Genomic DNA, 25596 nt, shown 5'->3' on the forward strand with positions numbered 1-25596 from the left:
TAAACCCGCTACAGAGGATTTGCGATCGCTTCGCAATCGATCGCAGCCTCGTACCTCGGCAGCGACTACAAGTGCTGTGTAATTAAAACGTCTGCTCCTTGCCGCCGATCAGTGATCCAGCGGGTTGCGGCTGTGCGTACCGTTGACCAAGCGCTGGATACCAAGCGGGTTGGCGTCTTTCAGCGCATCTGGCAGCAGGCTGTCGGGATAGTTCTGGTAGCACACTGGGCGCAGGAAGCGGTCGATGGCCAGTGTTCCCACCGAGGTGCCACGGGCATCGGACGTCGCCGGATACGGCCCGCCATGTACCATCGCGTCACACACCTCGACACCAGTTGGGTAACCGTTGAGCAACAGGCGGCCGGCCTTGCGCTCAAGTACCGGGACTACCTCGGCGAACGCTTGCAAGTCTGCGGGCTCGGCAATCATTGTCGCAGTCAGTTGGCCATGCAGGCTCTGCAGTGCCAGGAGCAACTGCGCCTGGTCCGCGACTTCGACCACCAGGGTCGTAGGCCCGAACACTTCTTCCTGTAACACTTCAGCGCCACCGATCAGCAGGCTGGCATCGGCCTGGAACAATTGCGGGCTGGCCTGCTTGCCTTGTTGCGGCGCGCCTGCCAGATGGTGAATACCCTCGATGCTCGCCAGGCGCTCGATGCCTTTGCTGTAACTGACCAGTCCCCCGGCATTGAGCAGCGTTTGCGGTGCTTGGTCGCTGAAAAAGTCGCCGAGTGCTGCGACAAAGGCGCTGAACTCGGGAGAGCGGATACCCAGCACCAGACCCGGGCTGGTGCAGAACTGCCCGGCCCCCAGCATCACTGAACTGCCCAGTTCCCGGGCAATCTGCTCGCCGCGTACAAGCAGTGCCTGGGGTAATACCAGTACCGGGTTGATGCTCGACATCTCGGCAAACACCGGGATTGGCTGCGGCCTTGCAGCGGCTATGTCACACAGGGCACGGCCTCCCGATAAGGAACCGGTAAAACCGACCGCTTGAATCGCCGGATGCTTGACCAGCGTAGCGCCCACGCCCGCGCCGTAGATCATATTGAACACACCAGCAGGCATGCTGGTGCGCTCGGCGGCGCGCACTATGGCGAGGGCTACCCGCTCAGCCGTTGCCATATGCCCGCTGTGAGCCTTGAATACCACTGGGCAACCGGCGGCGAGTGCCGAGGCGGTATCGCCGCCAGCGGTGGAAAACGCCAGCGGAAAGTTACTGGCACCAAACACGGCTACCGGCCCCACGCCGATACGGCACTGACGCAAATCCGCTCGTGGCAGTGGCTGGCGATCGGGCAGCGCCTGATCGATGCGTGCACCGTAAAAATCACCGCGACGCAGTACGTTGGCAAACAGGCGCATTTGCCCGCTGGTGCGTCCGCGTTCACCCTGGATACGAGCAGGTGGCAAGGCGGTTTCACGACAGACGATGGCAACGAAGTCGTCACCCAGCGCGTCGATTTCTTCGGCGATGGCTTCCAGGAATTCAGCCCGTCGAACGGCTGGTAAGTTGCGAAAGGCAGGGAAGGCGGTGTTGGCGGCGCTGACCGCAGCATTAACTTCGGCTTCGGTGGCCTGGATAAAATGGTAGGGCAGCGCCTCGCCGGTACTGGCATCCACGCTTTGCAGCTGAACGGTTCCGGCACCGCTGCGCTGGCCGCCAATAAAGTTGTGGCCGGTGATGTGGGTCATATGAATTTCCTTTTAGATAAAGTGCCTGTAATCGCTGGCGAGCGAGATTGCGTAGCAGCAGCCTCGTTCCTGCAGCAGCGGCCACATTGGTTTCAAGGGCTACAAAAAGTCAGGTGATCGCCCCGATCTGCCACGGCACGAACTCGTTCTGGCCGTACCCGTGCTGTTCACTTTTACTGCGCTCGCCAGACGCGATCCGCAGCATCATGCGGTAGATGTATTCGCCGCGTTCTTCGATGGTCGTGCCGCCATCGGCAATCGCGCCGCAGTTGACGTCCATGTCTTCTTCCTGGGTTTTCCACAGGTACGTATTGGTCGCCAGCTTTATCGAGGGCGAGGGCGCGCAGCCATAGGCCGACCCTCGGCCCGTGGTGAAGGCGATCAGATTGGCACCACCGGCAACTTGCCCGGTGGCTGAAACCGGGTCATACCCCGGCGTATCCATAAACACCAAACCATGGGCGCGGACCGTTTCGGCATATTCATAAACCTCGACCAAATCGCTGGAACCCGCCTTGGCCACCGCCCCGAGGGATTTTTCCAGGATGGTGGTCAAGCCTCCGGCCTTGTTGCCCGCCGACGGGTTGTTGTTCAGCTCTGCGTTCATGCGTTTGCAATAGTCCTCCCACCAGTGGATGCGCTTGATCAGCTTCTCGCCGACTTCGCGGCTCACCGCGCGGCGTGTCAGCAAGTGCTCGGCGCCATAGATCTCCGGAGTTTCCGACAAAATCGCGGTGCCGCCCGCAGCCACCAGTCGATCAACTGCGTTGCCCAGCGCCGGGTTGGCGGTGATACCCGAGTAACCGTCCGAGCCGCCGCACTGCAGGCCGATAATCAAGTGTTCAGCGCTGACGGGCTGGCGTTGCACGCGGTTGGCTTCGGCCAGCAGAGATTTGATCTGGGTGATACCGCTGGCGATGGTTTTTGATGTGCCGCCAGTGCCCTGAATGGTGAAGGTGCGCAGTAACTCGCCTGCCTCCAGTCCTTGCGCGGTCAGCAAGTCAGCAATCTGGTTGGTTTCGCAGCCCAGGCCGATCATCAGCACACACGCGAAGTTGGGATGCATGGCATAACCGCCCAGGGTGCGGCGCAACATCGCCAAGGCCTCACCGTTCGGGTCAACCGCACAGCCAAAGCTGTGGGTCAGCGCTACAACGCCATCGACATTGGGGTAGTCAATCAGGGCCTGGGGGTTGATGTCGCGGCGAAAATGATCGGCGATGGCCTTGGCCACGGTGGCGGAGCAATTCACTGAAGTCAGGATGCCCACATAGTTGCGGGTAGCGACCCGGCCATCTGGGCGCACGATGCCCATAAAGGTGTCATGGGTCTGCTGAGCGCGACCGCGTGAGTCCACGCCAAAGGCGTAGTCGCGAGTAAAATCACCCATTGCCAGGTTGTGCACATGCACATGTTCACCGGCTCTGATCGATTGGCTGGCGAAGCCAATGATCTGGCCATAGCGGCGCAGCGGCTGGCCGATTTCCACGTCGTGGGTCGCGATCTTGTGCCCGGCCGGGATTGCATCCAGCGCCACCAGCGCGTCGGCTTGCAGCATCAGGCCTTGGGGTATGGGCTGGCGGGCGATCAGTACATCGTCCAGCGGGTTGAGTCGGATCACGGCATTGGCAACGTTTTCGCTGCCTGTTGTAGTTATGAGTTGCACCGCAGTTATCTCAATGGCGAGCCTTCAAGACCCTTCTGGCGCCCACTGTAGTTTTTGTCGGGAGGCCTGCCCAATGACGAATGTTGATTGGGCGATAACCGTGGGGTATTCCTCAGGTTCGCGCTGCGTCCCAAGCGCTCATCACCTGAGTGACCGCTGCATCCAGTACGGCATGGGGCACGCCATCCCGGGCGAGCGGGGTCAGCCCCAGCAAAAAGCACTCAAATACGGCGGCCAACGTCGTGGGGTCGGTCTGCTCAGAGAGTTCACCCGCCGCTATGCCGCGCTCGACGCAGGCAATAAACGCGGCCCGGCTGCGCACTCGGGCTTCCACCAGCGGGGCACAAATGGCCAGGGTCTGGGCAGAGCTGGCACTCATCAACCCCAACGTCACCAGGCAACCTCGTGGATGACCCGGTTCGCATTGCATTTTGGCTGACCCGCGCAATGTCAGTTCGATAGCCTGACGCGGTGGCAGCCGGGTGTCGAACAAACTCTCGGTGGCCTTGCCGTGGCTATTGAGATAGCGCTCCATCACTTCCTTGAATAAAGCCTCCTTGGAGCCGAAAGCCGCATAGAAGCTGGGTGCGCTAATGCCTGAGCCAATATTGGCCTTGAGCTGGCTCAGCGAGGTTGAATCATAGCCTTGCTCCCAAAACAGGTGCATGGCCTGTGTGATTGCCGCATCCCGGTCGAAAGTACGCGGGCGTCCCATTTGTGCCATTTCAGTCTCCTGCGTTACGAGACATAAATACTAGTCGATACAAAAGTCGTTGACCAATATTTCCCGTCACTCTACATTTGTACCTATCGATACATAACTACACAAGGCAGGGCCCCATGGCGCCAGAGCAAAACACCACTGAACGATTACCCATGGGCGCGCTGCTGGCGCTGGCCATGACCGGTTTTATCTGCATCGTCACCGAGACCTTGCCCGCTGGCCTGTTACCGCAAATCAGCCAAGGGCTTGACGTGTCTTCGGCACTGGCAGGGCAAATGGTCACGGTCTATGCGCTGGGTTCTCTCCTGGCGGCCATTCCGCTGACCATCGCAACCCAGGGCTGGCGGCGGCGCAATGTGTTGCTGCTGACGATTGTCGGTTTTCTGTTGTTCAACTCGATTACCGCGTGGTCTTCGGACTATGGCGCGACCCTGATTGCGCGGTTTTTTGCCGGTGCTTCGGCCGGTTTGGCCTGGAGCCTGCTGGCAGGTTATGCACGGCGCATGGTTGCACCGCATTTGCAGGGTCGAGCCATGGCAGTCGCGATGGTGGGCACTCCGATTGCACTGTCGCTCGGGGTGCCGCTGGGCACCTGGCTGGGGGCGCTGGTGGGTTGGCGTACGGCATTTGGTTTGATGTCGGCATTGACCTTGGTGCTGATGGTCTGGGTCGTGGTCAAGGTGCCCGATTATCCGGGGCAGGCGGCCTCTGAGCGTATTGGCTTGCGCCAGGTGCTGCTGACGCCGGGAGTGCGTTCTGTGCTCGCGGTGGTGCTGACCTGGATGCTGGCGCACAACATGCTTTACACCTACATCGCGCCTTTTGTGGCATCAGCGGGGTTGGGCAATAAGGTCGATATCGTGTTGTTGGTGTTCGGGCTGGCAGCACTGGTGGGGATCTGGCTAACCGGACGGCTGGTGGATCGGCATCTGCGCAACTCCGTTTTGACGAGCCTGGCGACATTTGCAGCGATCTCGCTGCTGTTCGGTTTTTTCTCCCGGTCGGTTGCTGTTGTCTACGCCGGTATTTTTGTTTGGGGGCTGTCCTTCGGCGGCGCCGCGACACTGTTGCAGACAGCCTTGGCCGATGCTGCCGGGGAGGGCGCTGATGTTGCGCTGTCGATGAATGTGGTGGTCTGGAACAGCGCCATTGCCGCCGGGGCATTAACCGGCGGGATACTGCTCGATCAAGTAGGGGTTGGCGTTTTTCCCTGGGTGTTGCTGGTACTGTTGCTGGTCGGGCTATGGATCGTGTTCAGCGCCCGTACCCACGGTTTTCCCCATGGGCACAGACAAACAGGTGCAGCGGTTGTCGGGCATTGACTGCCTATAGCTGGCGCTGTGGGCTCAACTGATCTGCCCGCCGCTTTCCAGCACATCGTGTTCGGTATTCAGTGCCGTGATCACGGCGATACGCAGCCCTTCAATCACAGTGCCCAGTGCCATGGACGGTCCGCCACACAGCACCGCCTGTTGCGGCAGTGGCGGGACGTGAATAAAACCACCGCGGACTGCGGACCCGGCCAAAGCATGCTGCAGGTAATAGAACACCTGATTGCAGACAAAGGTCCCAGCGGTGTGTGACACCGAAGCGGGAATACCGGCAGCTTTTATCGCGCGCACCATGGCCTTGATCGGCAAGGTACTGAAATAAGCCGCAGGGCCCTGGGCCACGACAGGGGTGTCGATCGGCTGGTCGCCTAGGTTGTCGGGGATGCGGGCGTCGTTGAGGTTGATGGCTACCCGCTCGATGCACATGTCTGTGCGGCCGGGGCCCAGCCCGACCGCGATCACCAGCTCTGGCTCGAACTCCTCCAGTAGCTGCGACAGCCGTTCCGGTGCCTGGGCAAACACACACGGCAACTGGCGGGCGACGATCCGCACATCGCCCTGAAAGGTGCCGTCCAGAGGGCGCACGGCCTCCCAGGACGGGTTCACGGTGTCTTGGTCGAACGGTTCGAAACCGGTCAGCAGCACAGTACGCATTTTGACCTCACATCATGACGTAAAGAAGCACGATATTGACCACCAGCATGATCAGTGCCGTGGGCATTTGCGCCTTGATCACGGCGTATTTGTCCGGCAGCTCCAGCAAGGCAACGGGCACGATGTTGAAGTTGGCCGCCATCGGCGTCATCAGCGTGCCGCAGTAGCCGGAGAACATGCCGATTGCCGCCATGACCGCCGGGTTTGCATCGTAGATCCCCACCAGTACCGGTACGCCGACCCCGCCGGTCATCACCGGGAAGGCGGCAAAACCGTTACCCATGATCACGGTAAACAGAGCCATGCCCAGCACATAGACCATCACTGCGACCAGGCGATAGTCCATGTTGATGTACGCGGTGGTGATGTGAGCCACGGCGGCGCCGACCCCGGCGTCGTTGAACAGCAGGCCAAGCATCGCCAGCATTTGCGGCAACACCATGGTCCAGCCCAGCGCTTCGGTCAGGCGGCGTGACTCGCGCAACCCTTGCAACGGTGTGTCGCGGGTCAGGATGCACGCCAGCACCAGGGCTACCATGCAGCCGATCCCCAGAGACACAAACGTGGTGTTCTTTGGGTCGAGCAGCGGTACGCCACCGATCTGGGTGTTCTTCAGCAGGATGGAGCCGATCACCGTCACCAGCGGAATCGACAGCGCCGGGATAAACAGCTTGTGGCCCAGGCGGCCAGCACTGGCCCGGGCAGCCTTGATATGCAACTCGGCGTGGGCGCCACGGCCAACACCGCCGATGCCCGCGATACCGGCCATGACCAGCACACCAACACCGACCACAAACGGCGACAGACGATCACCAATCAGAAACACCAGGGCGAACAGCGCCCAGAACAAGCCGCTGGTCCAGCGTTTCGGGTGGGTGCGGTCGCTCACAATCATGCCCGCGGTGATCAGCAACAGAACGCCAGCCAACCAGTAGAAATACTCAATGGAAATAATCATCGTGCCAGCTCCTGGGCTGCGTCAGCTTGTTCCTGGGCGACTTCGGCCATGCTGCGAGACAGCATCAGGTCGAAGCGATACAGGCGCAGTGCATGCACGATAAAGGCGCAAATGGCAGTCGGAATGCCCCAGAAGGCGATATGCAGCGGCTCGACATCAAGCCCGGAACCGAGCAGGAAGGTGTGCATCAAGGCGATTGCACCAAAGGCCACAAACACGTCTTCACCAAAGAACAGACCGATGTTGTCGGTGGCCGCGCACATGGCCAGGACTTTCTGGCGGACCGGGGCAGGCAGTTTGCCGTACTTGTTTTCGGCAGCTCCCTCGGCCATCGGTGCCAGCAGCGGGCGGACCATTTGCGGGTGACCGCCCAGGCTGGTCAGCCCTACTGCGGCGGTGGTCTCGCGCACAAACAGATACATGATCAGCAGGCGCCCGACGGTGGCGCGTTGAAAGCCGGCGATCCAGTTTTGTGCGTGCAGGCGCAGACCGTGGCGTTCCAGCAGGCCGATCACGGCCAAGGGCAATAGCAGAATTAATTGCAGGGCGCGGGTTTGCAGAAAACCTTCACCCATTTCGCTGATGATTTTTTCCAGCGGGAAGTTGGCTGCAAGGCCGGTGACGATGGCTGCCGCGCTGACCACCAGTAGCGGATTGAAGCGCAGTACAAAGCCAATGATGATGACGAACACGCCAATCAGGGGCCATAGATTTACGACGGTTTGCATGAGGGGGAAATCCCTTAGCTGATTGCCGCAGCACCAGGGCAGGCTGGTGTGAGCAAGTCGAAAGCGGTCAGGCACACTTTCGAAAAATCGGTACGCTGCCGGACTCAGCGTGTTTTTTTATTTTTGACGACCTATGGGTGTCATTGCTCGATATGTTTGGTGGCTTTAGGTTGTGCGTCCAGTCAATAAAAGTTGTCACCGCTGAACAAAAAAGTTTTATCAATCACCGACTTAAGCCGACTGGCCGGAGGCTGCGGCAAGGGTTTACAGTGATCACCTGGTTTTGATTGGCTGAGGCGTCCTGCACATGAATATGCGATTTCTTCTTACATTCGTCTGGGTGGCGCGTCTTGGCAGCTTTCGACTGACCGCCGAAAAGTTATCAAGCACCCAAGCGGCTATTTCGAGTCGCATTTCAGTCCTCGAAACCGAGCTTGGCGTGCAATTGTTCCAGCGCGATTCACGCGGGGTGAACCTGACCCGTGAAGGCCATCAAGTGCTGGGCTACGCCGAGGAGATGCTCGCTACTCAGCAGCGTTTGCTGCAGTCACTGGGGCAGGCGGACAGATTTTCCGGGCGTTTGCGCATCGGGGTAATGGACACCGTCATTCACAGTTGGCTGGGCGATCTGATCAGTGCGTTGAGCCGCGACTATCCTCAGGTCGAAGTCGAACTGACGGCCGATACCGCGCTTAATCTCAATGAACAATTGCTTAAAGGTCAGCTGGATTTGATCTTCCAGACAGATTTGTTGCGCGCCGAAGGCGTGCGCAATGTGCAACTGGCCAGTTACCCCCTGAGCTGGATCGTCGCCAGGGACGCGGCACTGGACCGTCGCTACGAGAGCCTGGCAGACCTTTGCCAGGAGCGGCTGCTGACTTTCTCACGGCTATCCCGGCCGCACCAGGACATGCTCAATTTCTTGCACCAGCAGGGCATTGCCACGCCGCGCATCAGTTGCATCAACTCAGTGACGGCCATCATCAAGCTGGTGGCCGACGGGTTCGGCATCGGCGCCTTGCCGCCTGTGCTGGTCAGCCGCGAACTGCAGAGCGGGGCGATGATCGCCGTACCGATCGAAACTGCACCGGGTTTTGCCGTGTATGCCAGTTGGCGCGCAGGGGCAGGGCTTGAATTGAACGAAGCAGTGGTCAGCCTGAGCCAGTGCGTGGTCGCCGAGTACCAGCGCAATGTTGTGCCTGAGCACTTTGTGCTTCCGGGTAACTGATCCGTATTTTTTCGCGTTATCTGCGACTGTTATGTGTGCAGTTTGCGGCGCAAAATTCCCGTCAACCTTTCGAGACAGACGAGGACGTGAGTACACAGCAGCGCTCGCGTGTGGTCGGCTGATGTTCTGCGCCTGTTTTATTACGAACGTTTGACGGGGAAAATTGATGAACAAGATGGCTTGGTTTTTGGGCGGCTTTTTGGTGCTGACCATCGGCATCGGTATTTTGGCGACGATTCCGCCGGGTTAATGCGCAGCCTTTGCCAGCGCCAGTGGGCAAACCTGTTTTGCCCGCTCGGCCAGGACACTTCTAAGTTGCTGCATCTGTGCGATGCGCTGATCAAGAATCTGTAATTTTTGGGCAAAAATCTCTGCCAGCAACGCCACGGGTTCTTCTGTGGCAGTCCACAACATGGGCAGGTTTTCGCCGATCTCGGCCAATGAAAAACCCAACTGTTGCGCAATTTTGATGTACCCGACCAATTGCACCGTTTCAGGTGTGTAGCAGCGATAGCCGTTGGCGCTGCGGGTTGAACCAATCAATCCTTTCTCCTCGTAAAAGCGCAAGGCATCCGGGCTGGTTCCGGTCAATCCGGCGATCTGGCCAATCTTCATGGTGTTCCCTCACGAGTGTTGACTCTGGACTTAGGTCCAGGGTTTAGCCTGGCGTTTTCGATAGTGAGGTAATGCAATGATCGACTCAAGAACGAACCTGAAAATTGTCCGTGCCAGTGCTTGGTATGACTTGATTGTTACTTCTGCGCTAATGACGCCCTGGACGGCGGCGCTGCTGCTGAGTGTGCTCGCAGGCTGGTCTGCGCAACTAGGGCTTGAGCGAGTGTTTCCAGCCTTGGATGCTACGCAAATGATGCTGGCTAACTTGCTGGGTAGTGTCGTAGTGGTGTGGTCGTTATGGCGGGTACGCCATGCCAGCCAGCGGGTCGGCCGGTACGATGCATTGGCCAGAGTGTTGTTTGCGGTGTGGCAGGTGTATGCGGTGAGCCAGGGTGCCAGTTACCTGATTCTGCTGGTTACGGCGATGGAGATCGTGTTCGGTATTGCACAGTTGTTGCCTGTGCGGGCCCCACACCAACCCGACATCCTGTAGCCGCTGCCGCAGGTTGCGATGGGCGGTATAGCGGTCCCGCTCTCAAGATTACAAGAGAAGGTCCTGCGGCCCTTATCGCAGCCTGCGGCAGCGGCTACCAGCTTTCAATGCAGCGCCTGCTCTATATCCGCCAGCAAATCGGCAATGTCCTCAAGCCCCACAGCCAATCGCACCAGACCCTCGCTGATGCCGTGCCGTGCGCGTTCCTCCAGGGTGTAGGTGGAGTGGGTCATGCTCGCCGGGTGTTGTGCCAGTGACTCGGCGCCTCCCAGGCTCACCGCACGACTGAACAGTTGCAGGGCATTCATAAAGCGCTGGCCTGCAGCCAGACCGCCTTTGAGTTCAAAGGCAATCATGCCTCCCGGCAGCTTCATCTGCCTGGAGGCCAGTTCGTATTGTGGGAAGGAGGGAAGGCCGGGGTAGGCAACCCATTCTACTGCGGGATGATCCTGCAACATTTGCGCGATGACCTGGGCGCTGCTGCAATGGCGATCCATGCGCAATGCCAGGGTCTTGATGCCGCGCATCAACAGGTGGGCATCCTGCGGCGACAGCACTGCACCGGTCAGATCCTTCAGGCCTTGCAGGCGAATCCGGTCTGCCAGGATTTGGCGGGTGACCACCATGCCGGCGGTGATATCGCTATGCCCGCTCAGGTACTTGGTGGCCGAATGCACCACCACATCGGCGCCCATTTCCAGAGGGCGTTGCAAATACGGGGTGCAGTAGGTGTTATCGATCACCACGATTATGTCGCTGTGCTTGTGGGCAATGTCTGAGACGGCTGCGATGTCCACCAATTGCATGTTTGGATTGGCCGGTGTTTCGAAGTAGATCATCCGCGTTGCCGGGCTGATAGCGGCTTGCAGTTCGGTCAGGTTGGACATGTCCACGTGCTTGACCACAACCCCGAACTCACCGATGCCGTGATGCAACAGGGCGAAGGTGCAGCCATACAATGTGCGGCTGACGATGATTTCGTCGCCGGGTCTGAGCAGGGTCCAGAAGGTCGCGGCAATCGCACCCATGCCGGAACTGAAGGCTACACCTGCTTCGCCGTTTTCCAGCGCCGCCATACGAGTTTCCAACAGCGCCAGGGTCGGGTTGGAAATGCGGGTATAGAAATGCCCGCTCTGTTCCCCGGCAAAACAGGCTGCGCCGTATTCGACCGATGCAAAGGCAAAGGTAGAAGTCAGGTAAATGGGCGGTATCAGTGCACCGTGGTTCTCCAGTGCGTTGTAACCGTAATGTATTGCGCGGGTAGAAAAGCCGAAGTTGTTATGTTTATCGTTCATGCTGAACTCTCCGATATTTCCTACAATGCTATGCTTTAAATAGACGTGAAAAATTCCAAATTTGCCTGTAAATACTAAGTGTATTAGAACAAAACCAAGTCACAGCGTTTTTTAGAGGCACATTATGCCAACTGCTCTGGATCGAACTGATAAAGCCCTTCTCGCTGCACTGCAAGGTAATGCCCGACTCACCGTCGCTGAGTTGGCCGAGAGCGTTTCACTGACGACCTCACCGTGTTGGCGGCGGGTAAAAATACTGGAAGAGAGCGGGATTATTACGGGCTATCAGGCTGTTCTTTCGCCCAAGGAGTTGGGCTACGGAGTCACGGCTTTTGTCAGTGTGATGATGGAGTCGCACTCTCAGGAAGTGGCCAGGAAATTTGAGCAGCGCTTATTGGAAATCCCTGAAATCATTGCCTGTCACAACGTTTCGGGGCGTTATGATTTTTTGTTGGAAGTAGTGGCCAAAGATCTGGAGTCCTTCGGCGAATTTGCCCGAGAGGTCCTGCAAGCCTTGCCTGCGGTCAAGGAGATTTATTCGAGTTTTTCGTATAAATCGGTCAAGCCGCGGCGAGTGGTTCCCGTCATCGGTTGAGGGCGGCTATGCACTGTCAAGTTGTGAAGTATGCGAACTTTATATCCGCCATGTTATAGGGCTGTAAGAGTGTTCTGTTAAAGATGTAGTCCTGGTCTTTTAGTAGTTATTTGGCAGGCGGTAAAGGTTTTAAATGGTTCACTTTTAATTTCGTTTATTAAGAGTAAATAACCATGTTGACCCGTGAAATCATGTTGCAGCTTTTTCCAAAAAGCGCTGCGTTTGTCGATGTGTATATGCCTTTTGTGCAGGCAATGACCCGCCAGCGGCTGATCAATACTCCCAAGCGCATGGCCGCTTTTTTAGCTCAGGTCGGGCATGAAAGTGCAGGTTTTAGTGTTCTTGTCGAAAGCCTCAATTACAGCGCTGACGGCCTGGCCGCGACGTGGGGCTCACGTTTTGCGCAGAAAAATTCGGCTGGCCAATACCTCACAGTGATGGATGGAGGCCGGGCACGGCGCCTGCCCAATAGCGACGCACAGAAGCTGCATCGCAGGCCTGAAGCAATCGCCAACCGGGTTTACAGTGACCGCCTGGGCAATGGCTCCGAGGCTTCGGGAGATGGCTGGCGGTATCGTGGCAGAGGGCTGATCCAGGTAACCGGCAAAAGCAACTATCAACAATGCAGTCTTGGACTGTTCGGCGATGACCGATTACTGGCCGCCCCACAACAATTGCAGGAGTGGCCCTGGGCAGTTGAATCGGCAGGCTGGTACTGGAACTCGCGCAATGTAAATGCTCTGGCAGACGGGGACGACTTTGAGCACGTTACAAAAGCAATTAACGGCGGCCTTAATGGTCAGCCGCATCGATTGGCTCTTTACCGGCAGGCCCTGGACTTGTTACCGGCGGCCTGACAGATTTTATTTCAGTCAGCCAGACAGTGTTATCAGTCCATAATGCCCACCGATTTGCCCCTAGCCATTTTGGAGTCATGGATCAGTGATGTTTGAGATAAAGCCGATGAGCCCCGAAATTTACCGTCAGCAAACCCGTCGCAGTACGTTTTATATCGCGTTGACGTTTGTGGTACTGGCCCTGCTGGTGTCCGGGCTGGCGGTCATGATGCTGGGGGTCGCTGGTGGCGATAACTTCAGCTTGAATCTGGCGGGGGTCATTGTCGCCTTGATCGCGACCCTGCTGCTGGTACGTTACCGGTTTTGGTCTCAGCCCTGGATGGCGCCTGCGGTCTACGGCTGGCAACTCAAGCGCAGCCTGATGAAGGTCACCAATGTCATGCATCACGTGACAGCGGGGGTAATGGCGGGGGATGTTGCGGCAATGAAGCTGCTGCGTTTTTATCATTTGGGTGTGACCCAGATGTACCAGCTGGACGCCAACACCAGTGCATTAAGCCAGATGCTGCGAGAAATCGATTTGCACAAGGCGCGTCTTGAAGCGCTGGGTATTGAAACAGAACAGACCCGGCTTGATCCTGCCTGGATTGATGCCGTAAAGCAGTTTGCTCCGCTGAAGTAAGGCCGCGATGGGCAGGCCAGGCCAGGCGAGGCGCGCGATGACATTCCGCGTTTCGCTTGGCAAGCCCTTTTGGATGGGGTTTAGCTTACGACTCGATAGCACGGCACATAGGCTGCGCCGCCTGGAAGCTTCATGCGGTTTTGTTCAACGAATGCTTGCAGCAGTTTGTCCAGAGGCTTCATCACAGCCGCGTCGCCATGAATCTCGTAAGGCCCATGCTGCTCGATCAGGTGGATGCCTTTCTCTTTCACGTTCCCCGACACAATCCCGGAAAAAGCCTGGCGCAAATTGATTGCCAATTCGTGCGCGGGCATGTCGCGCCGCAGTTGCAGGCTCGCCATGTTGGCGTGGGTCGGGTCGAAGGGGCGTTGAAAGCCTTCGTCGATTTTCAATAGCCAGTTGAAGTGGAATGCGTCATTGCGCTCGCGACGGAACTGCTTCACCGCCTTGAGCCCTGCGGTCATGTGGCGGGCCACTTCGGCCGGGTTGTCGATGATGATCTGATAGTGCTGTTGCGCTTCCTCACCGAGGGTAGCGCCTACAAACTCATGCAATTGCTGCAGGTAGGGCTCGGCCTCTTTGGGACCGGTCAACACAACCGGGAATGGCACATCCTTGTTTTCCGGGTGCATCAGAATGCCCAGCAGGTACAGGAATTCTTCGGCCGTACCGGCACCGCCAGGAAAGATGATCACGCCGTGGCCAACCCGGACAAAGGCTTCAAGGCGCTTTTCGATGTCCGGCAGGATCACCAGCTCGTTGACGATAGGGTTCGGTGCCTCGGCAGCGATGATGCCTGGCTCGGTGAGGCCCAAATAACGGCCGCCGGTCAGGCGCTGTTTGGCGTGGGAAATGGTGGCGCCTTTCATCGGGCCTTTCATCACGCCAGGACCGCAGCCCGTACAGATATCAAGGCTACGCAGGCCCAGTTCGTGGCCGACTTTTTTGGTGTACTTGTACTCTTCGGTGTTGATCGAGTGACCACCCCAGCACACCACGATTTTTGGCTCGACGCCGGGGCGGAGCGTGCGGGCATTGCGCAGCAGGTGAAACACGTAGTCGGTGATGCCCTGAGAGCTGCTCAGGTCGATACGGGGGCTGTCCAGGCCGCTCTGGGTGTAGACGATGTCGCGCAGGGCGCTGAACAACATCTCACGGGTACTGGCGATCATTTCGCCATCGACAAATGCATCGGCTGGAGCGTTGAGCAGTTCAAGACGCACGCCGCGGTCTTGCTGATGAATCCGGACTTCGAAATCCTGATAGGCCTCAAGGATGGTTTTAGCGTTATCGACATGAGCGCCGGTGTTCAAAATAGCCAGTACGCACTGGCGAAACAGCGTGTAGCTGGTGCCTGAGCCAACTTCGCTCAGCTGTTGCACTTCACGTTGGGAGAGTGTTTCCAGACTGCCCTTGGGGCTTACGGAGGCGTTGATGACTTGTCTTTGGACCATTACGGGCTTCCTTGAGCGGGGTCGAAAATTGCTTGGCACAGCCATTGAGTTCATGTCAGCAGTGCAGATTTGCCGAGCGAGGCGTCCCAACTCTTGCGTCTTTAGATTCATCTGCTTTAAGCATAGTAGCCTTCGGGCATGGATTTAGAAGTGCCTGAGGCTCTATCCCGCTACAGTAGCAGCAGTGAGCAGTGCAAAATACGCAGCACCTCTACAAGTCTCTGAAACAGAAAAAGGACAGGTTGATGATTATCACCACCACACACAGCATTGATGGCCGAAAAATCACTGACTACCTAGGGGTTGTCAGCGCCGAGTCGGTACACGGAATTAACGTGGTGCGAGACTTTTTTACCGGCGTGCGCGATTTTTTTGGTGGCCGGTCTCAGACACTGGAACGAGCGCTGAAGGAAGCGCGAGCAGAGGTCACGGATGAAATTCGTGACAGGGCCAGAGCCATGGGGGCAGATGCAATTGTGGGGCTGGATTTTGAAATCAGTATGCCGTCAGGTCGTGGCGGGATGTTGGTGGTTTTTGCCACTGGCACTGCAGTGCGTTTGAACTGAGGGATGAGGATTCGACCGCGTTAACGCGGTCGAAGGGGCTGGTGCCGGCTTAAACCGTTTTGGCCAAAGGCACGCCAGCGGTGGTTTTGGACAGTGCGTCCTGCAGCTTTTGCTCTTGTTCCGGCGACAGGGAGGTACGCAATACCTTGCCCTTGAAGTCTGAATCTTCGAGTTCTTTCAGAACTTTCTCAGGCTGGAACTTGCGCAGCAATACGAACAGGGCGGAGGAGTCGTTGGGGATCGTTTCGCTCAACGATTTGATGAAATCGTCATCAATCCCGTAATCGCTCAACGAACCCGAAAGCGCGCCAGTACCGGCGCCCAGTGCGCCACCGATGGCAAAGCCTGCCAGAGGGTTAAGAAACAACAGCCCGACCAGTGCGCCCCACAAGCCGCCAGTTACCAGGCCAGAAGTAGCCCCAATAGCGGTCAGGTTTACGCTTTGCTTGATATGGATCTTGCCTTCGGCATTGCGTACAACAATGACCGCATCTTCCAGCTCAACCAGGTGCTCTTTGCTCAGCGAAACCATTTTGGTGAGGGCGCGATCAGCTTTTTCGGTGTCTGAAAATCCCACTACGATTAAATCGGACATGTCTTTCATTCCTTGAGGGTACAGGTCCAGCCCGCTGAAGGGCTGAATTGAGGAGGAGTCTCTCAAGACGTCACAACACAAACGCCTTGGCGCGCAGCGGTTCAGGTGCTTTGAGCCTTCTGCGAGGAGTGAGCGTGGTCGCTAACCTTGAAACGGTCAAGTCGACAAGACATATCTCTTAACAAAGAGACAGGGCAGCATAGGGGAGATGCTGGGGCGGGAGCAGGTTTTGAATGTTTTGAGGAGGGCTGGCTGAGCAGCCCTGACACTCAAGCCTAGGGCTGATACCTCACAGGCTTACGGCTGATCGTTTTTTTCCGGTGCATTCAATCCGGCCTGGATACGTTGGTAAATCTCTTCACGGTGAACGGCAACATCCTTCGGCGCATTGATGCCGATTCTGACCTGTTGGCCGCTGACACCTAAAATAGTGATCGTAATATCGTCACCGATGTTTATGCTTTCACCAACTTTACGGGTGAGTATCAGCATTTTTTTCTCCTTGATGGCTTTGTAAGGCACGTCTCTGAGACGGTGCGGCTTCGGTCATGACTACAGAATACTGCGAAGTGCGTATAAATGCGCCGCTCATTACAGACGACATGGCCAGAGGTTTGATTCCCAGCATAGGGAAAATTCTCGCGTATGAGCCTTAAATTGGGGCGTATTTGATTTGTTCAAGGAGAGCAAAGGCCGTTGCCCCAGTGATAAAATCGACCCATTCAAACAGACAGGGGAAACGCAGTGCGTAAAGTCATCGTGATGACAGCAATATTGGCCTTGACGGCTTGCGGTCAGGAGTCTAACGATAAAATCCAGCGGGCTAAAGCTGCTTCTGAAGCAACGATGGTTCAGGCCCCCGTTGGTCATTGGGCGTTAGAGATCACTGAGGGCCAGAGAGCGACCATTACTGACACCACCGGAAGGCTTCTTGACAACGGTTTCACTCCTTATATTTTTGAGAGTGGCGGCGTTCAACACTTCTTGATTGGGCCGTTCACCACCGAGGCTCAAGCTGTGCAAGCGCAGGAAAAGATGAAGCTCAAGCGCAAACTCGACGGCATCGAAACCAACGTGATTGAGTTGCCCGCAGCGAACTAAGCCAGTGCAGCGCGTCTCGTAGCAGCCTAAGCGTAGCTGCAACAGGCGCTATTCGATGCGTTGCGCAGGAAATATTTGCTCACTCGGCATCTGTCGAAGAAGCACGACCGCAAGGGCATTGGCCATGGGCAATCACAAGATCGAAATTCGGCGCAGTAATGTCGAAAAAATCCTCCTAGGGGCCGAAAAGGTTTTTGCCGAAAAAGGCTTTGCCGGTACGGCGATGGCGGATATCGCCGCGCAAGTCGAACTGCCACGCTCCAACCTGCACTACTACTTCAGCACCAAAACCGAGTTGTATAGCGCTGTATTGCTGGGTTTGCTCGAGGTATGGAAGCAGGACGCGCTGTGTTTCGAAACCTATGATGATCCGCGTTTGGTGCTCAGCAGTTACATTCGCGCCAAAATGAACCATTCGCGCACACGGCCCCATGGTTCGAAAGTCTGGGCCAATGAGATGATCCACGGCGCCCCGACCCTGGGCCTGGCGCTGGATGCCAGCCTCTATGACTGGGCTAAGATGAAGGAGGCGAAAATCAGCCAATGGGTGCAAGACAAGCGCATCCTGCCGGTGGAACCGTCCAGCCTGTTGTATATGATCTGGGCCTCAACCCAGCATTACGCCGACTTCGACCATCAAGTGACGATTATCAACGATCATCAGCCCTTGTCCGATATCCAGTTTGAGCGGGCGCTGCAGACCGTCACCAGCGTGATCCTGCGCGGGATCGGGTTGGAGCCGTAAAATTTAGTGGGATGGAGGGGGTGTAGCAGCCTCGTTCCTTCGGCAGCTGCTACACCCCCCTGCATTCTACGAAGCCACCCGATACGGATTACGCGGGTCATGGTTCCAGTCCAGGAACGGCAGGCCATTGTTGTAAGGCACCATCTCGATACAAGCCTCGACCGGGCAGGTGATCTGGCACAGGTTGCAGCCCACGCATTCGTCGTCGATTACTTCGTAACGGTGTGTCCCGTCAGGCTGTTTCAAGCTGGCGATGGCCTGGTGCGCGGTGTCTTCGCAGGCAATATGGCAACGTCCGCAGCCAATGCAGGCGTCCTGATCGATTTTGGCGATGACCTGATAATTGATATCCAGGTATTTCCAGTCAGTGGTATTGCTTACAGCGCGTCCGCAGAAGTCATCGAGGCAGGTATAACCCTGGCTGTCCATCCAACGTGACAAACCGTCTTTCATCTCGTCGACAATCCGAAATCCGTGGAGCATTGCCGCCGTACACACCTGGATCGAGCCACAGCCCATGGCAATAAACTCTGCCGCATCACGCCAACTGCCAATGCCGCCTATCCCACTGATAGGCAAGCCTTTGGTCAGTGGGTCGCGGGCGATTTCAGCCACCATATTCAGCGCAATCGGCTTGACCGCCGAACCGCAATAACCGCCGTGGGTACTTTTGTTGCCCACCGTGGGCAACGCCACCATGTGTTCAAGGTCGACACTGGTGATCGAGTTGATGGTGTTGATCAACGACACCGCATCGGCACCGCCTCGATAAGCGGCCCGGGCGCTGAGGCGTACATCGGTGATATTGGGCGTCAGCTTGACGATCACCGGCAGCGAACAATAGGTCTTGCACCAGCGCGTCACCAGCTCGACGTACTCGGGCACCTGGCCCACCGCAGCGCCCATGCCGCGTTCGGGCATGCCGTGGGGGCAACCGAAATTAAGCTCGATGCCATCGGCGCCCGTGGCCTCCACCAGCGGCAGGATGGATTTCCATGCCTGCTCTTCGCAGGGCACCATCAGCGACACGATCAGTGCACGGTCCGGCCAGTCCTTCTTGACCTGGGTAATCTCGCGCAAGTTGATTTCAAGGGAACGGTCGGTAATCAACTCAATATTGTTGATGCCTATGACTTCGCGATTCGGCCCGTAGTGAGCCGAGTAGCGTGAAGATACGTTGACCGCGGCCGGGTCCTCACCCAGGGTTTTCCAGACCACGCCACCCCAGCCTGCCTCATAGGCGCGCACTACGTTGTAGGCTTTGTCGGTCGGAGGTGCAGACGCGAGCCAGAAAGGATTGGGCGCTTTGATACCGGCGAATACAATCGAGAGATCGGCCATTTACGCGGCCTCCTGATCAAGCATGAGTTGGGCATGCATGGCTTGCGCGGCCAGCTTGCCGTGCTGCACGGCCTGTACGGTCAAGTCCTGCCCCAGTGACGTGCAATCGCCTCCGGCATAGATTCCCGGAATACTGGTGCGCAGTTGCTCGTCCACCTCGATCCGGTCACCCACGCGCTTGAGCGCTTGTGCCAACGGATCGCCCAGTGCCGTGTTATCAAAAGTCTGGCCGATGGCCTTGAACACCGCGTCAGCCGCCAGTTCGAAGGTTTCACCGGTGGTGACCAGGCGCCCATCCTCAAGCCGGGTACGGGCGAAGCGCATGCCACGCACATGGCCCTTTTTATCCAGTAACACTTCCTGCGGTTGTGCCCAGGTCATGAGTCGCACCTGATTGGCCTTGGCAATGTCCTGTTCGTGCCCGGTGGCGCCCATGTCCTCAAGACCGCGGCGATACACCAGGTTCACCTCGCGTGCACCTAAGCGGGCCATCTGTACCGCCATGTCGATTGCCGTGTTGCCAGCGCCCAGCACAATGCAGCGTTCGGCCAGGGGCAATTGCGTCAGGTCGTCGCTTTGGCGCAGTTCGCGGATGTAGTCGGTGGCGGCCAGCACCCCTGGCGCATCTTCGTGAGGCAGCCCCAGTTGGCGACTGGCTGCCAGCCCAAGGCCCAGAAACACCGAGTCAAACTCCAGGTGCAGGTCGCTCAGTTTCAGGTTGTCACCCAGACGCTGCCCGTGGCGCACTTCAATGCCACCGACCTGCAATACAAAATCCACTTCGCGCTGGGCGAAATCATCCACCAGCTTGTACTTGGCAATCCCGTACTCATTGAGCCCGCCGGATTTTTCCCGGGCCTCGAAAATCACCACTTCATGTCCGAGCAGCGCCAGGCGATGAGCGCAGGCCAAGCCGGCAGGTCCGGCACCGACCACGGCGATGCGCTTGCCGGTGGGGGCTGCACGTTTGAACGGATGTTCGCTGAACTGCGCATGGTCGACCGCATAACGCTGTAACAAACCGATCAGCACCGGGGCGCATTCCTCGGTGTTATTGCGCACGCAGGCTTGCTGGCACAGCACTTCGGTGGGACAGACCCGGGCACAACTGCCGCCGAGGATATTGGCCGAAAGGATTTTTTGCGCTGCCCCCTGGACGTTTTCCTGCTGGATATTGCGAATAAACGACGGGATATCTATGTCACTGGGGCACGCATTGACGCAGGGCGCGTCATAGCAATACAGGCAGCGCGAGCTTTCCAATGCGGCTTGGCGCGCGCTGAGTGGCGGCGCCAGGTCGGTAAAGTGGCTCGCCAGCACCTGCGCGTTGTCGTGCGGGTGCGGTAAATGGTTCAGGGACTTGATCACGGTGATTGCCTCACGGTTGTGGGGATCGTCCTGCCTCTGTCGGGCAGTACTGTGCGACTCAGCGCTTAACAGCCACCGGCTGCTGATGCGCGGCGCGTTTTTTCAGCAGGTCGAACACGGCGGGGTAGGCCGGGCGTTCGATATAGCGGCCTGCACCGCGTTCCGCGCGCAGGTCGCCATCGGCCCACACCAGGCGGCCCTGGCTGATGGTATGGCTGGGAACGCCGCGCACGGTCTTGCCTTCAAAAATATTGAAATCGACTTTTTGATGGTGGGTTGTGGCGGAAATGGTGCGCGTACCCAGCGGGTCCCACAGCACCAGATCAGCATCGGCGCCAACCCGGATCGTGCCTTTGCGCGGGTACAGGTTGAAAATTTTCGCGGTGTTGGTGGAGGTCAGCGCGACGAATTCCTGCATCGACAGACGCCCGGTATTGACCCCTTCATCCCACAGCAGCGCCATGCGGTCTTCGATGCCCGCGGTGCCGTTGGGGATCTTGCTGAAGTCGTCGCGCCCGGCGGCCTTTTGTTCGGCACAGAAGCAGCAATGGTCGGTGGCGGTGGTGTGCAGGTTGCCTGATTGCAGGCCATGCCACAGCGCCTCCTGGTGTCCGCGAGGACGGAAGGGCGGGCTCATCACGTAGCCAGCGGCGGTCTGCCAGTCTGGGTGCTGATACACGCTGTCATCGAGTAGCAGATGTCCGGCCAGTACTTCGCCATACACGGGTTGGCCCTGACTACGGGCGTAGGTGATTTCATCCAGCGCTTCACGGGTCGAGACATGCACCAGATACAACGGCGTGCCGATGGTCTGGGCGATTCTGATCGCCCGGCTGGCGGCTTCTCCTTCAACTTGGGACGGACGTGACAGCGGGTGGGCTTCCGGGCCGGTCATGCCTTGAGCCATGAGCTTACGTTGCAGGTGGTACACCAGCTCGCCGTTCTCGGCATGCACGGTGGGCACCGCGCCCAGTTCCAGGCAACGCTCAAAACTGGCGACCAGGGTGTCGTCTGCGGCCATGATCGCGTTTTTGTAAGCCATAAAATGCTTGAAGCTGTTGATGCCGTGCTGGCTGACCAGTTCGGCCATTTCTTCACTTACCTGCTCGCTCCACCAGGTGATCGCGACATGAAAGCCATAATCCGACGCAGACTTCTCGGCCCAGCCGCGCCACTGATGAAAAGCCTCCAGCAAGGACTGCTGAGGATTAGGGATTACAAAGTCGATAATGGAAGTAGTACCGCCAGCCAGACCGGCTGCAGTGCCACTGAAAAAGTCTTCGCTGGCCACGGTGCCCATAAAGGGAAGTTGCATATGAGTGTGCGGGTCGATACCGCCAGGTATTAGATATTGGCCGCTGCCATCAAGCACTTCGCAGCCTGCTGGAACATCAAGATGGGTCCCGATTGCACGGATGAGACCGTCGGCACAATAAACGTCTGCACAGTAACTTTCATCATGGGTTACAAGCGTAGCGCCACGGATTAACAGTGACATACCGAGATCCTCGCAGGCTGACCGGCTAATACCGGTTCTAAATGTTGTTATTCAAGTTTAGTGAGCAGTTTGCATTCCTGCCACTGGTGACAGGAATAAAATCTAATAGGTTGTCTGGGAATGATCAAACTTTATTTTTGATCTATGTGTTTGATACTAACTTACTGATTAATAAGTAATTTATATTAAAGTCACCAAAATGATGCACGCCATCACCATTTTGACGCACTTGACAGGAATCAAATATGAGCGAAGTTTCTTATGTTAAATCAGGTGCTTGAGTAGACGGCGAAAGGGTGATGAATCGATAAATTAAATAAGCGTGCACCGTGTTGTTTCGTTTAGCTATATCAAAAAAGCGCTTACCCAACTGCAAATGAACTTAACGGGAATGAGAGTCATTTGAGTAATAAGTTAAAACAGTTAAAAACCAGCGAGTTATACATAATAAAAGCCAGTGTGCGGGGATGAGGCAAGTAACACGGCACAGTTCTTGATTGTGGCTGCCAACACCTGACGGGCCGACGCAGACAAGTGAGTGTCCAGACCAAGAGAGTCACCTTGCGCGAAGGCGCAGGGCCTGACAGCACAACCAGGAACGCCACAACAAGAGAGTGATCGAATATGCAACCGAGCAGATCCCAAGTCACCGAACGTAACGGTTTATACGAGTTGGACCCAGGGCCTGAAGTCCTCGATAGTTCCCGGTACAACCACGATATCGCCCCCACCAAAGTGCATGAGCGCACCTGGAATAAATGGCATATCACTGCCTTGTGGATTGGCATGTCCATTTGCGTGCCTACCTACACCTTGGGCGGAGTGTTGACGGCTTACTTCGGGCTTTCGGTCGGCGAGGCGCTGCTGGCGATTCTGATGGCCAATATCGTGGTGTTGATCCCGCTGACACTGAACGCTTTTGCTGGCACCAAATACGGCATTCCCTTTCCGGTATTGCTGCGCTCTTCCTTCGGCATCATCGGTTCTAACGTTCCGTGCCTGATCCGTGCCCTAGTGGCCTGCGGCTGGTTTGGTATTCAAACGTTATTCGGCGGCCTGGCCATTCACTTGTTTCTGGGCTCGGTGTTCGAGGGCTGGAAAAGCCTTGGTGGCACCGGTGAAGTCATCGGTTTCATGATGTTCTGGGCACTAAACCTGTGGGTGGTGTTGCGCGGTGCCGAATCGATCAAATGGCTCGAAACCTTGTCTGCGCCACTGCTGGTGCTGGTCGGCCTCGGTTTGCTGGTGTGGGCATTGCCCAACGTGTCGATGACCGAGCTGCTGGCCCAGCCGCCCAAGCGCCCTGAAGGCGCCAGCGTGTATGGCTACTTCTTTGCCGGCCTGACCGCCATGGTTGGTTTTTGGGCCACTTTGTCACTGAATATTCCGGACTTCAGCCGCTACGCAAAAAGTCAGAAAGACCAGATTCTGGGGCAGATTTTCGGCTTGCCGCTGACCATGTTCCTGTTCGCCGCATTGGGCGTGGTGATGACGGCTGCGTCGGAAAAACTGGTAGGCGTTACGGTGTCTGATCCGGTGAGCCTGATCGGCCATATTCAAAGTCCGGGCTGGGTGGCACTGGCCATGGCGCTGATCATCATCGCCACCCTGTCGACCAATACCGCAGCCAATATCGTGTCGCCCACCAATGACTTCCAGAACATTGCCCCGAAGTTGATCAACCGAACCACCGCAGTGATGTTGACGGGGCTGGTGGGGTTGGTGTTGATGGCCCACGAACTGCTCAAAAAACTCGGTTTGCTGGTCTCGGATGTGAGCCTGGAAACCGTGTACTCGAACTGGCTGCTGGGTTACTCCAGCCTGTTGGGGCCGATTGCCGGAATCATGGTGGTCGACTATTTCATCATCCGTAAGCAACAGCTCGACCTCGCGGGGCTGTACCACGACGGCGTTTACCCGGCATGGAACTGGAACGGATTTATCGCTTTTGGGATTCCCGTGGTGCTGACCTTGCTGTCGTTGGGCAGCAGCGCCTTCAGCTGGTTCTATGACTTCGGCTGGTTTACCGGGTCGTTGCTTGGTGCCGGGATTTATTACGGTTTGTGTCGCTTTAACAGTCAGCAAGCACAGACCGTCAAAGGCACGGTTTAAAGCCGATCTCTACTACAACTGCCTGAGGAAAACTCCATGAACGCCGTACAAGACCTTCAGCAGCAACGTACCCAAGCCATCAACGGTGAGCGCCTATGGGCCTCGCTGATGGAGATGGCCCAACTTGGCGCCACGGTAAAAGGCGGCGTGTGCCGCCTGGCTTTGACTGACCTCGACCGTCAGGCCCGTGACGTATTCGTACGCTGGTGCGAAGAGGCGGGCTGTACTGTCAGTGTGGATGCCGTGGGCAATATTTTTGCCCGCCGTCCCGGACGCAATCCCGACTTGCCGCCAGTGATGACCGGCAGCCATATCGACACTCAGCCCACCGGCGGCAAGTTTGACGGCTGCTTTGGCGTACTCGCCGGGGTTGAAGTGCTGCGCACCCTTAACGACCTCAATATCGAGACCGAAGCACCGCTGGAAGTGGTGGTCTGGACCAACGAAGAAGGCTCGCGCTTTGCGCCGTGCATGATGGGTTCCGGGGTGTTCGCCGAAAAATTCACCCTTGAAGAAACTCTGGCCAAAATCGATGCCCAGGGCGTGAGTGTCGGTGAAGCTCTGACTGCCATTGGCTATGCGGGCAGCCGCAAAGTCAGCGGCCATCCGGTGGGGGCCTATTTCGAAGCCCATATCGAACAGGGCCCGATCCTTGAGGACGAACGCAAAACCATTGGTGTGGTGCTGGGCGCTTTGGGGCAGAAATGGTTCGACCTCAACCTGCGGGGTGTCGAAGCTCACGCCGGGCCGACGCCCATGCACCTGCGCAAGGACGCCCTGGTCGGTGCCGCGGCGGTGGTTGCTGCGGTCAATCAAGCTGCTCTCGGCCATCAACCCCATGCCTGTGGCACCGTGGGTTGCCTGCAGGCCTACCCCGGTTCGCGCAATGTGATCCCCGGCGAAGTGCGCATGACCCTGGACTTCCGGCATCTGCTGCCTGAGCGTCTGGACTCGATGATTGCAGAGGTTCGCGGGGTGATTGAGGCCACCTGCAAGCAACATGGCCTGAGCTTCGAACTCACCCCCACGGCGGACTTTCCACCGTTGTATTTCAACCCTGACTGCGTCAACGCCGTGCGTGAGGCAGCCAACGAGTTGGGCCTGTCCAACATGGATATTGTCAGCGGCGCCGGGCACGACGCTATTTTTCTTGCCGAACTGGGGCCAGCCGGGATGATTTTTGTGCCATGTGAAGGCGGCATCAGCCACAACGAAATCGAGAATGCCGACCCCAAGGACCTGGCGGCGGGGTGTGCAGTATTGCTTAAAGCCATGCTGGCGGCGTCGAAAGCCGTGGTACAGGCAGGCTGATCGATAATCGACTTGTGGGAGCGGGCCTGCCCGCGATGGCATCG

The 25596-nt window shown here is 57.4% G+C and carries 25 protein-coding genes; 11 read left to right on the forward strand and 14 right to left on the reverse strand.

The features are described from left to right. Positions 1–108 precede the first annotated feature (108 nt). The 3 genes from V6L79_RS12550 to V6L79_RS12560 all read right to left on the reverse strand — a co-directional run bounded on the left by V6L79_RS12550 (position 109) and on the right by V6L79_RS12560 (position 4085). Entirely contained in the window at positions 109–1695 is a 1587-nt protein-coding gene (locus tag V6L79_RS12550; protein ID WP_338578865.1) for an aldehyde dehydrogenase (NADP(+)), read from the reverse strand. 109 nt (positions 1696–1804) lie between these two features. Next, positions 1805–3361, reverse strand: a complete 1557-nt coding sequence (locus tag V6L79_RS12555; protein WP_321836182.1) for an altronate dehydratase family protein — start codon at positions 3359–3361, stop codon at positions 1805–1807. A gap of 112 nt (positions 3362–3473) precedes the next feature. Then, complete coding sequence (locus V6L79_RS12560) at positions 3474–4085, reverse strand: TetR/AcrR family transcriptional regulator (RefSeq protein ID WP_261741825.1); 612 nt, start codon at positions 4083–4085, stop codon at positions 3474–3476. 116 nt (positions 4086–4201) lie between these two features. On the opposite strand from V6L79_RS12560, the gene V6L79_RS12565 reads away from it, so the two are divergent. Beyond that, positions 4202–5407 (forward strand): MFS transporter, encoded by a 1206-nt coding sequence (locus V6L79_RS12565; protein WP_338578866.1) that lies wholly within the window; start codon positions 4202–4204, stop codon positions 5405–5407. A 24-nt stretch (positions 5408–5431) separates the two neighbouring features. Here the strand turns inward: V6L79_RS12565 and pcp are convergent, their stop codons facing one another. Genes pcp through V6L79_RS12580 form a run of 3 tightly spaced genes read right to left on the reverse strand, consistent with a single transcriptional unit; the run spans position 5432 to position 7756 of the window. Then, positions 5432–6070, reverse strand: a complete 639-nt coding sequence (gene pcp / locus V6L79_RS12570) for a pyroglutamyl-peptidase I (protein ID WP_261741827.1) — start codon at positions 6068–6070, stop codon at positions 5432–5434. 7 nt (positions 6071–6077) lie between these two features. After that, a complete protein-coding gene (locus V6L79_RS12575; protein ID WP_261741828.1) occupies positions 6078–7028 on the reverse strand; it encodes a DUF979 domain-containing protein in 951 nt (316 codons plus the stop codon). After that, positions 7025–7756 (reverse strand): DUF969 domain-containing protein, encoded by a 732-nt coding sequence (locus V6L79_RS12580; protein WP_261741829.1) that lies wholly within the window; start codon positions 7754–7756, stop codon positions 7025–7027. Before V6L79_RS12580 ends, V6L79_RS12575 begins: the two co-directional genes overlap by 4 nt. Before the next feature lie 307 nt (positions 7757–8063). On the opposite strand from V6L79_RS12580, the gene V6L79_RS12585 reads away from it, so the two are divergent. After that, complete coding sequence (locus V6L79_RS12585) at positions 8064–8984, forward strand: LysR family transcriptional regulator (protein WP_338578867.1); 921 nt, start codon at positions 8064–8066, stop codon at positions 8982–8984. Between the two features lie 246 nt (positions 8985–9230). On the opposite strand, the gene V6L79_RS12590 is transcribed toward V6L79_RS12585, so the two are convergent. Beyond that, positions 9231–9599 carry a MerR family transcriptional regulator gene (locus V6L79_RS12590; RefSeq protein WP_338578868.1) on the reverse strand — a complete coding sequence of 123 codons (369 nt, stop codon included), beginning with the start codon at positions 9597–9599 and terminating at the stop codon, positions 9231–9233. Positions 9600–9675: 76 nt separating this feature from the next. Here V6L79_RS12590 and V6L79_RS12595 point away from each other — a divergent pair, with 76 nt between their 5' ends. Next, positions 9676–10092: a hypothetical protein gene (locus tag V6L79_RS12595; RefSeq protein WP_338578869.1), complete on the forward strand. Its 417-nt coding sequence runs from the start codon at positions 9676–9678 to the stop codon at positions 10090–10092. Between the two features lie 104 nt (positions 10093–10196). Here V6L79_RS12595 and V6L79_RS12600 read toward each other — a convergent pair whose 3' ends face one another. Next, positions 10197–11387 (reverse strand): methionine gamma-lyase, encoded by a 1191-nt coding sequence (locus V6L79_RS12600; protein ID WP_338578870.1) that lies wholly within the window; start codon positions 11385–11387, stop codon positions 10197–10199. Positions 11388–11511: 124 nt separating this feature from the next. Here V6L79_RS12600 and V6L79_RS12605 point away from each other — a divergent pair, with 124 nt between their 5' ends. The 3 genes from V6L79_RS12605 (at position 11512) to V6L79_RS12615 (ending at position 13461) form a co-directional block, all read left to right on the forward strand. Beyond that, positions 11512–11982 carry an Lrp/AsnC family transcriptional regulator gene (locus V6L79_RS12605; RefSeq protein WP_261741834.1) on the forward strand — a complete coding sequence of 157 codons (471 nt, stop codon included), beginning with the start codon at positions 11512–11514 and terminating at the stop codon, positions 11980–11982. Between the two features lie 173 nt (positions 11983–12155). Further along, positions 12156–12839: a glycoside hydrolase family 19 protein gene (locus V6L79_RS12610; protein ID WP_338578871.1), complete on the forward strand. Its 684-nt coding sequence runs from the start codon at positions 12156–12158 to the stop codon at positions 12837–12839. Positions 12840–12927: 88 nt separating this feature from the next. Continuing rightward, positions 12928–13461: a DUF3087 domain-containing protein gene (locus V6L79_RS12615; protein ID WP_261741836.1), complete on the forward strand. Its 534-nt coding sequence runs from the start codon at positions 12928–12930 to the stop codon at positions 13459–13461. An 80-nt stretch (positions 13462–13541) separates the two neighbouring features. Here V6L79_RS12615 and ppnN read toward each other — a convergent pair whose 3' ends face one another. Then, positions 13542–14915, reverse strand: coding sequence for a nucleotide 5'-monophosphate nucleosidase PpnN (gene ppnN / locus V6L79_RS12620; RefSeq protein ID WP_261741837.1), 1374 nt, complete (start codon positions 14913–14915; stop codon positions 13542–13544). A gap of 245 nt (positions 14916–15160) precedes the next feature. On the opposite strand from ppnN, the gene V6L79_RS12625 reads away from it, so the two are divergent. Next, positions 15161–15481, forward strand: a complete 321-nt coding sequence (locus tag V6L79_RS12625; RefSeq protein ID WP_261742408.1) for a YbjQ family protein — start codon at positions 15161–15163, stop codon at positions 15479–15481. Between the two features lie 49 nt (positions 15482–15530). Here the strand turns inward: V6L79_RS12625 and V6L79_RS12630 are convergent, their stop codons facing one another. Together V6L79_RS12630 and csrA are read right to left on the reverse strand one after the other, a co-directional pair. Further along, positions 15531–16076 carry a DUF1269 domain-containing protein gene (locus V6L79_RS12630; RefSeq protein WP_016780418.1) on the reverse strand — a complete coding sequence of 182 codons (546 nt, stop codon included), beginning with the start codon at positions 16074–16076 and terminating at the stop codon, positions 15531–15533. 297 nt (positions 16077–16373) lie between these two features. Further along, complete coding sequence (gene csrA, locus V6L79_RS12635) at positions 16374–16568, reverse strand: carbon storage regulator CsrA (RefSeq protein ID WP_019828915.1); 195 nt, start codon at positions 16566–16568, stop codon at positions 16374–16376. Positions 16569–16820: 252 nt separating this feature from the next. Here csrA and V6L79_RS12640 point away from each other — a divergent pair, with 252 nt between their 5' ends. Together V6L79_RS12640 and V6L79_RS12645 are read left to right on the forward strand one after the other, a co-directional pair. Further along, positions 16821–17177, forward strand: a complete 357-nt coding sequence (locus tag V6L79_RS12640) for a hypothetical protein (RefSeq protein ID WP_261741838.1) — start codon at positions 16821–16823, stop codon at positions 17175–17177. Between the two features lie 124 nt (positions 17178–17301). Then, positions 17302–17922 carry a TetR/AcrR family transcriptional regulator gene (locus tag V6L79_RS12645; protein ID WP_261741839.1) on the forward strand — a complete coding sequence of 207 codons (621 nt, stop codon included), beginning with the start codon at positions 17302–17304 and terminating at the stop codon, positions 17920–17922. Positions 17923–17988: 66 nt separating this feature from the next. Here the strand turns inward: V6L79_RS12645 and preA are convergent, their stop codons facing one another. The 3 genes from preA to hydA are packed head-to-tail and all read right to left on the reverse strand — an operon-like array spanning position 17989 to position 22129. After that, positions 17989–19263 (reverse strand): NAD-dependent dihydropyrimidine dehydrogenase subunit PreA, encoded by a 1275-nt coding sequence (preA, locus tag V6L79_RS12650; RefSeq protein WP_321837624.1) that lies wholly within the window; start codon positions 19261–19263, stop codon positions 17989–17991. After that, entirely contained in the window at positions 19264–20631 is a 1368-nt protein-coding gene (locus V6L79_RS12655) for an NAD(P)-dependent oxidoreductase (protein WP_321837625.1), read from the reverse strand. Positions 20632–20689: 58 nt separating this feature from the next. Next, on the reverse strand, positions 20690–22129 hold the full coding sequence (gene hydA / locus V6L79_RS12660; protein ID WP_261741842.1) for a dihydropyrimidinase: 1440 nt from the start codon (positions 22127–22129) through the stop codon (positions 20690–20692). A gap of 624 nt (positions 22130–22753) precedes the next feature. Between hydA and V6L79_RS12665 the strand changes: the two genes are divergently transcribed. Together V6L79_RS12665 and V6L79_RS12670 are read left to right on the forward strand one after the other, a co-directional pair. Next, positions 22754–24241, forward strand: coding sequence for an NCS1 family nucleobase:cation symporter-1 (locus tag V6L79_RS12665; RefSeq protein ID WP_321836193.1), 1488 nt, complete (start codon positions 22754–22756; stop codon positions 24239–24241). Positions 24242–24277: 36 nt separating this feature from the next. After that, positions 24278–25552 carry a Zn-dependent hydrolase gene (locus V6L79_RS12670; protein ID WP_321836194.1) on the forward strand — a complete coding sequence of 425 codons (1275 nt, stop codon included), beginning with the start codon at positions 24278–24280 and terminating at the stop codon, positions 25550–25552. The last annotated feature ends 44 nt before the right edge of the window (positions 25553–25596 follow it).

The sequence above is a fragment of the Pseudomonas sp. ML2-2023-6 genome (assembly GCF_037055265.1).
Lineage (GTDB): Bacteria > Pseudomonadota > Gammaproteobacteria > Pseudomonadales > Pseudomonadaceae > Aquipseudomonas > Aquipseudomonas kulmbachensis.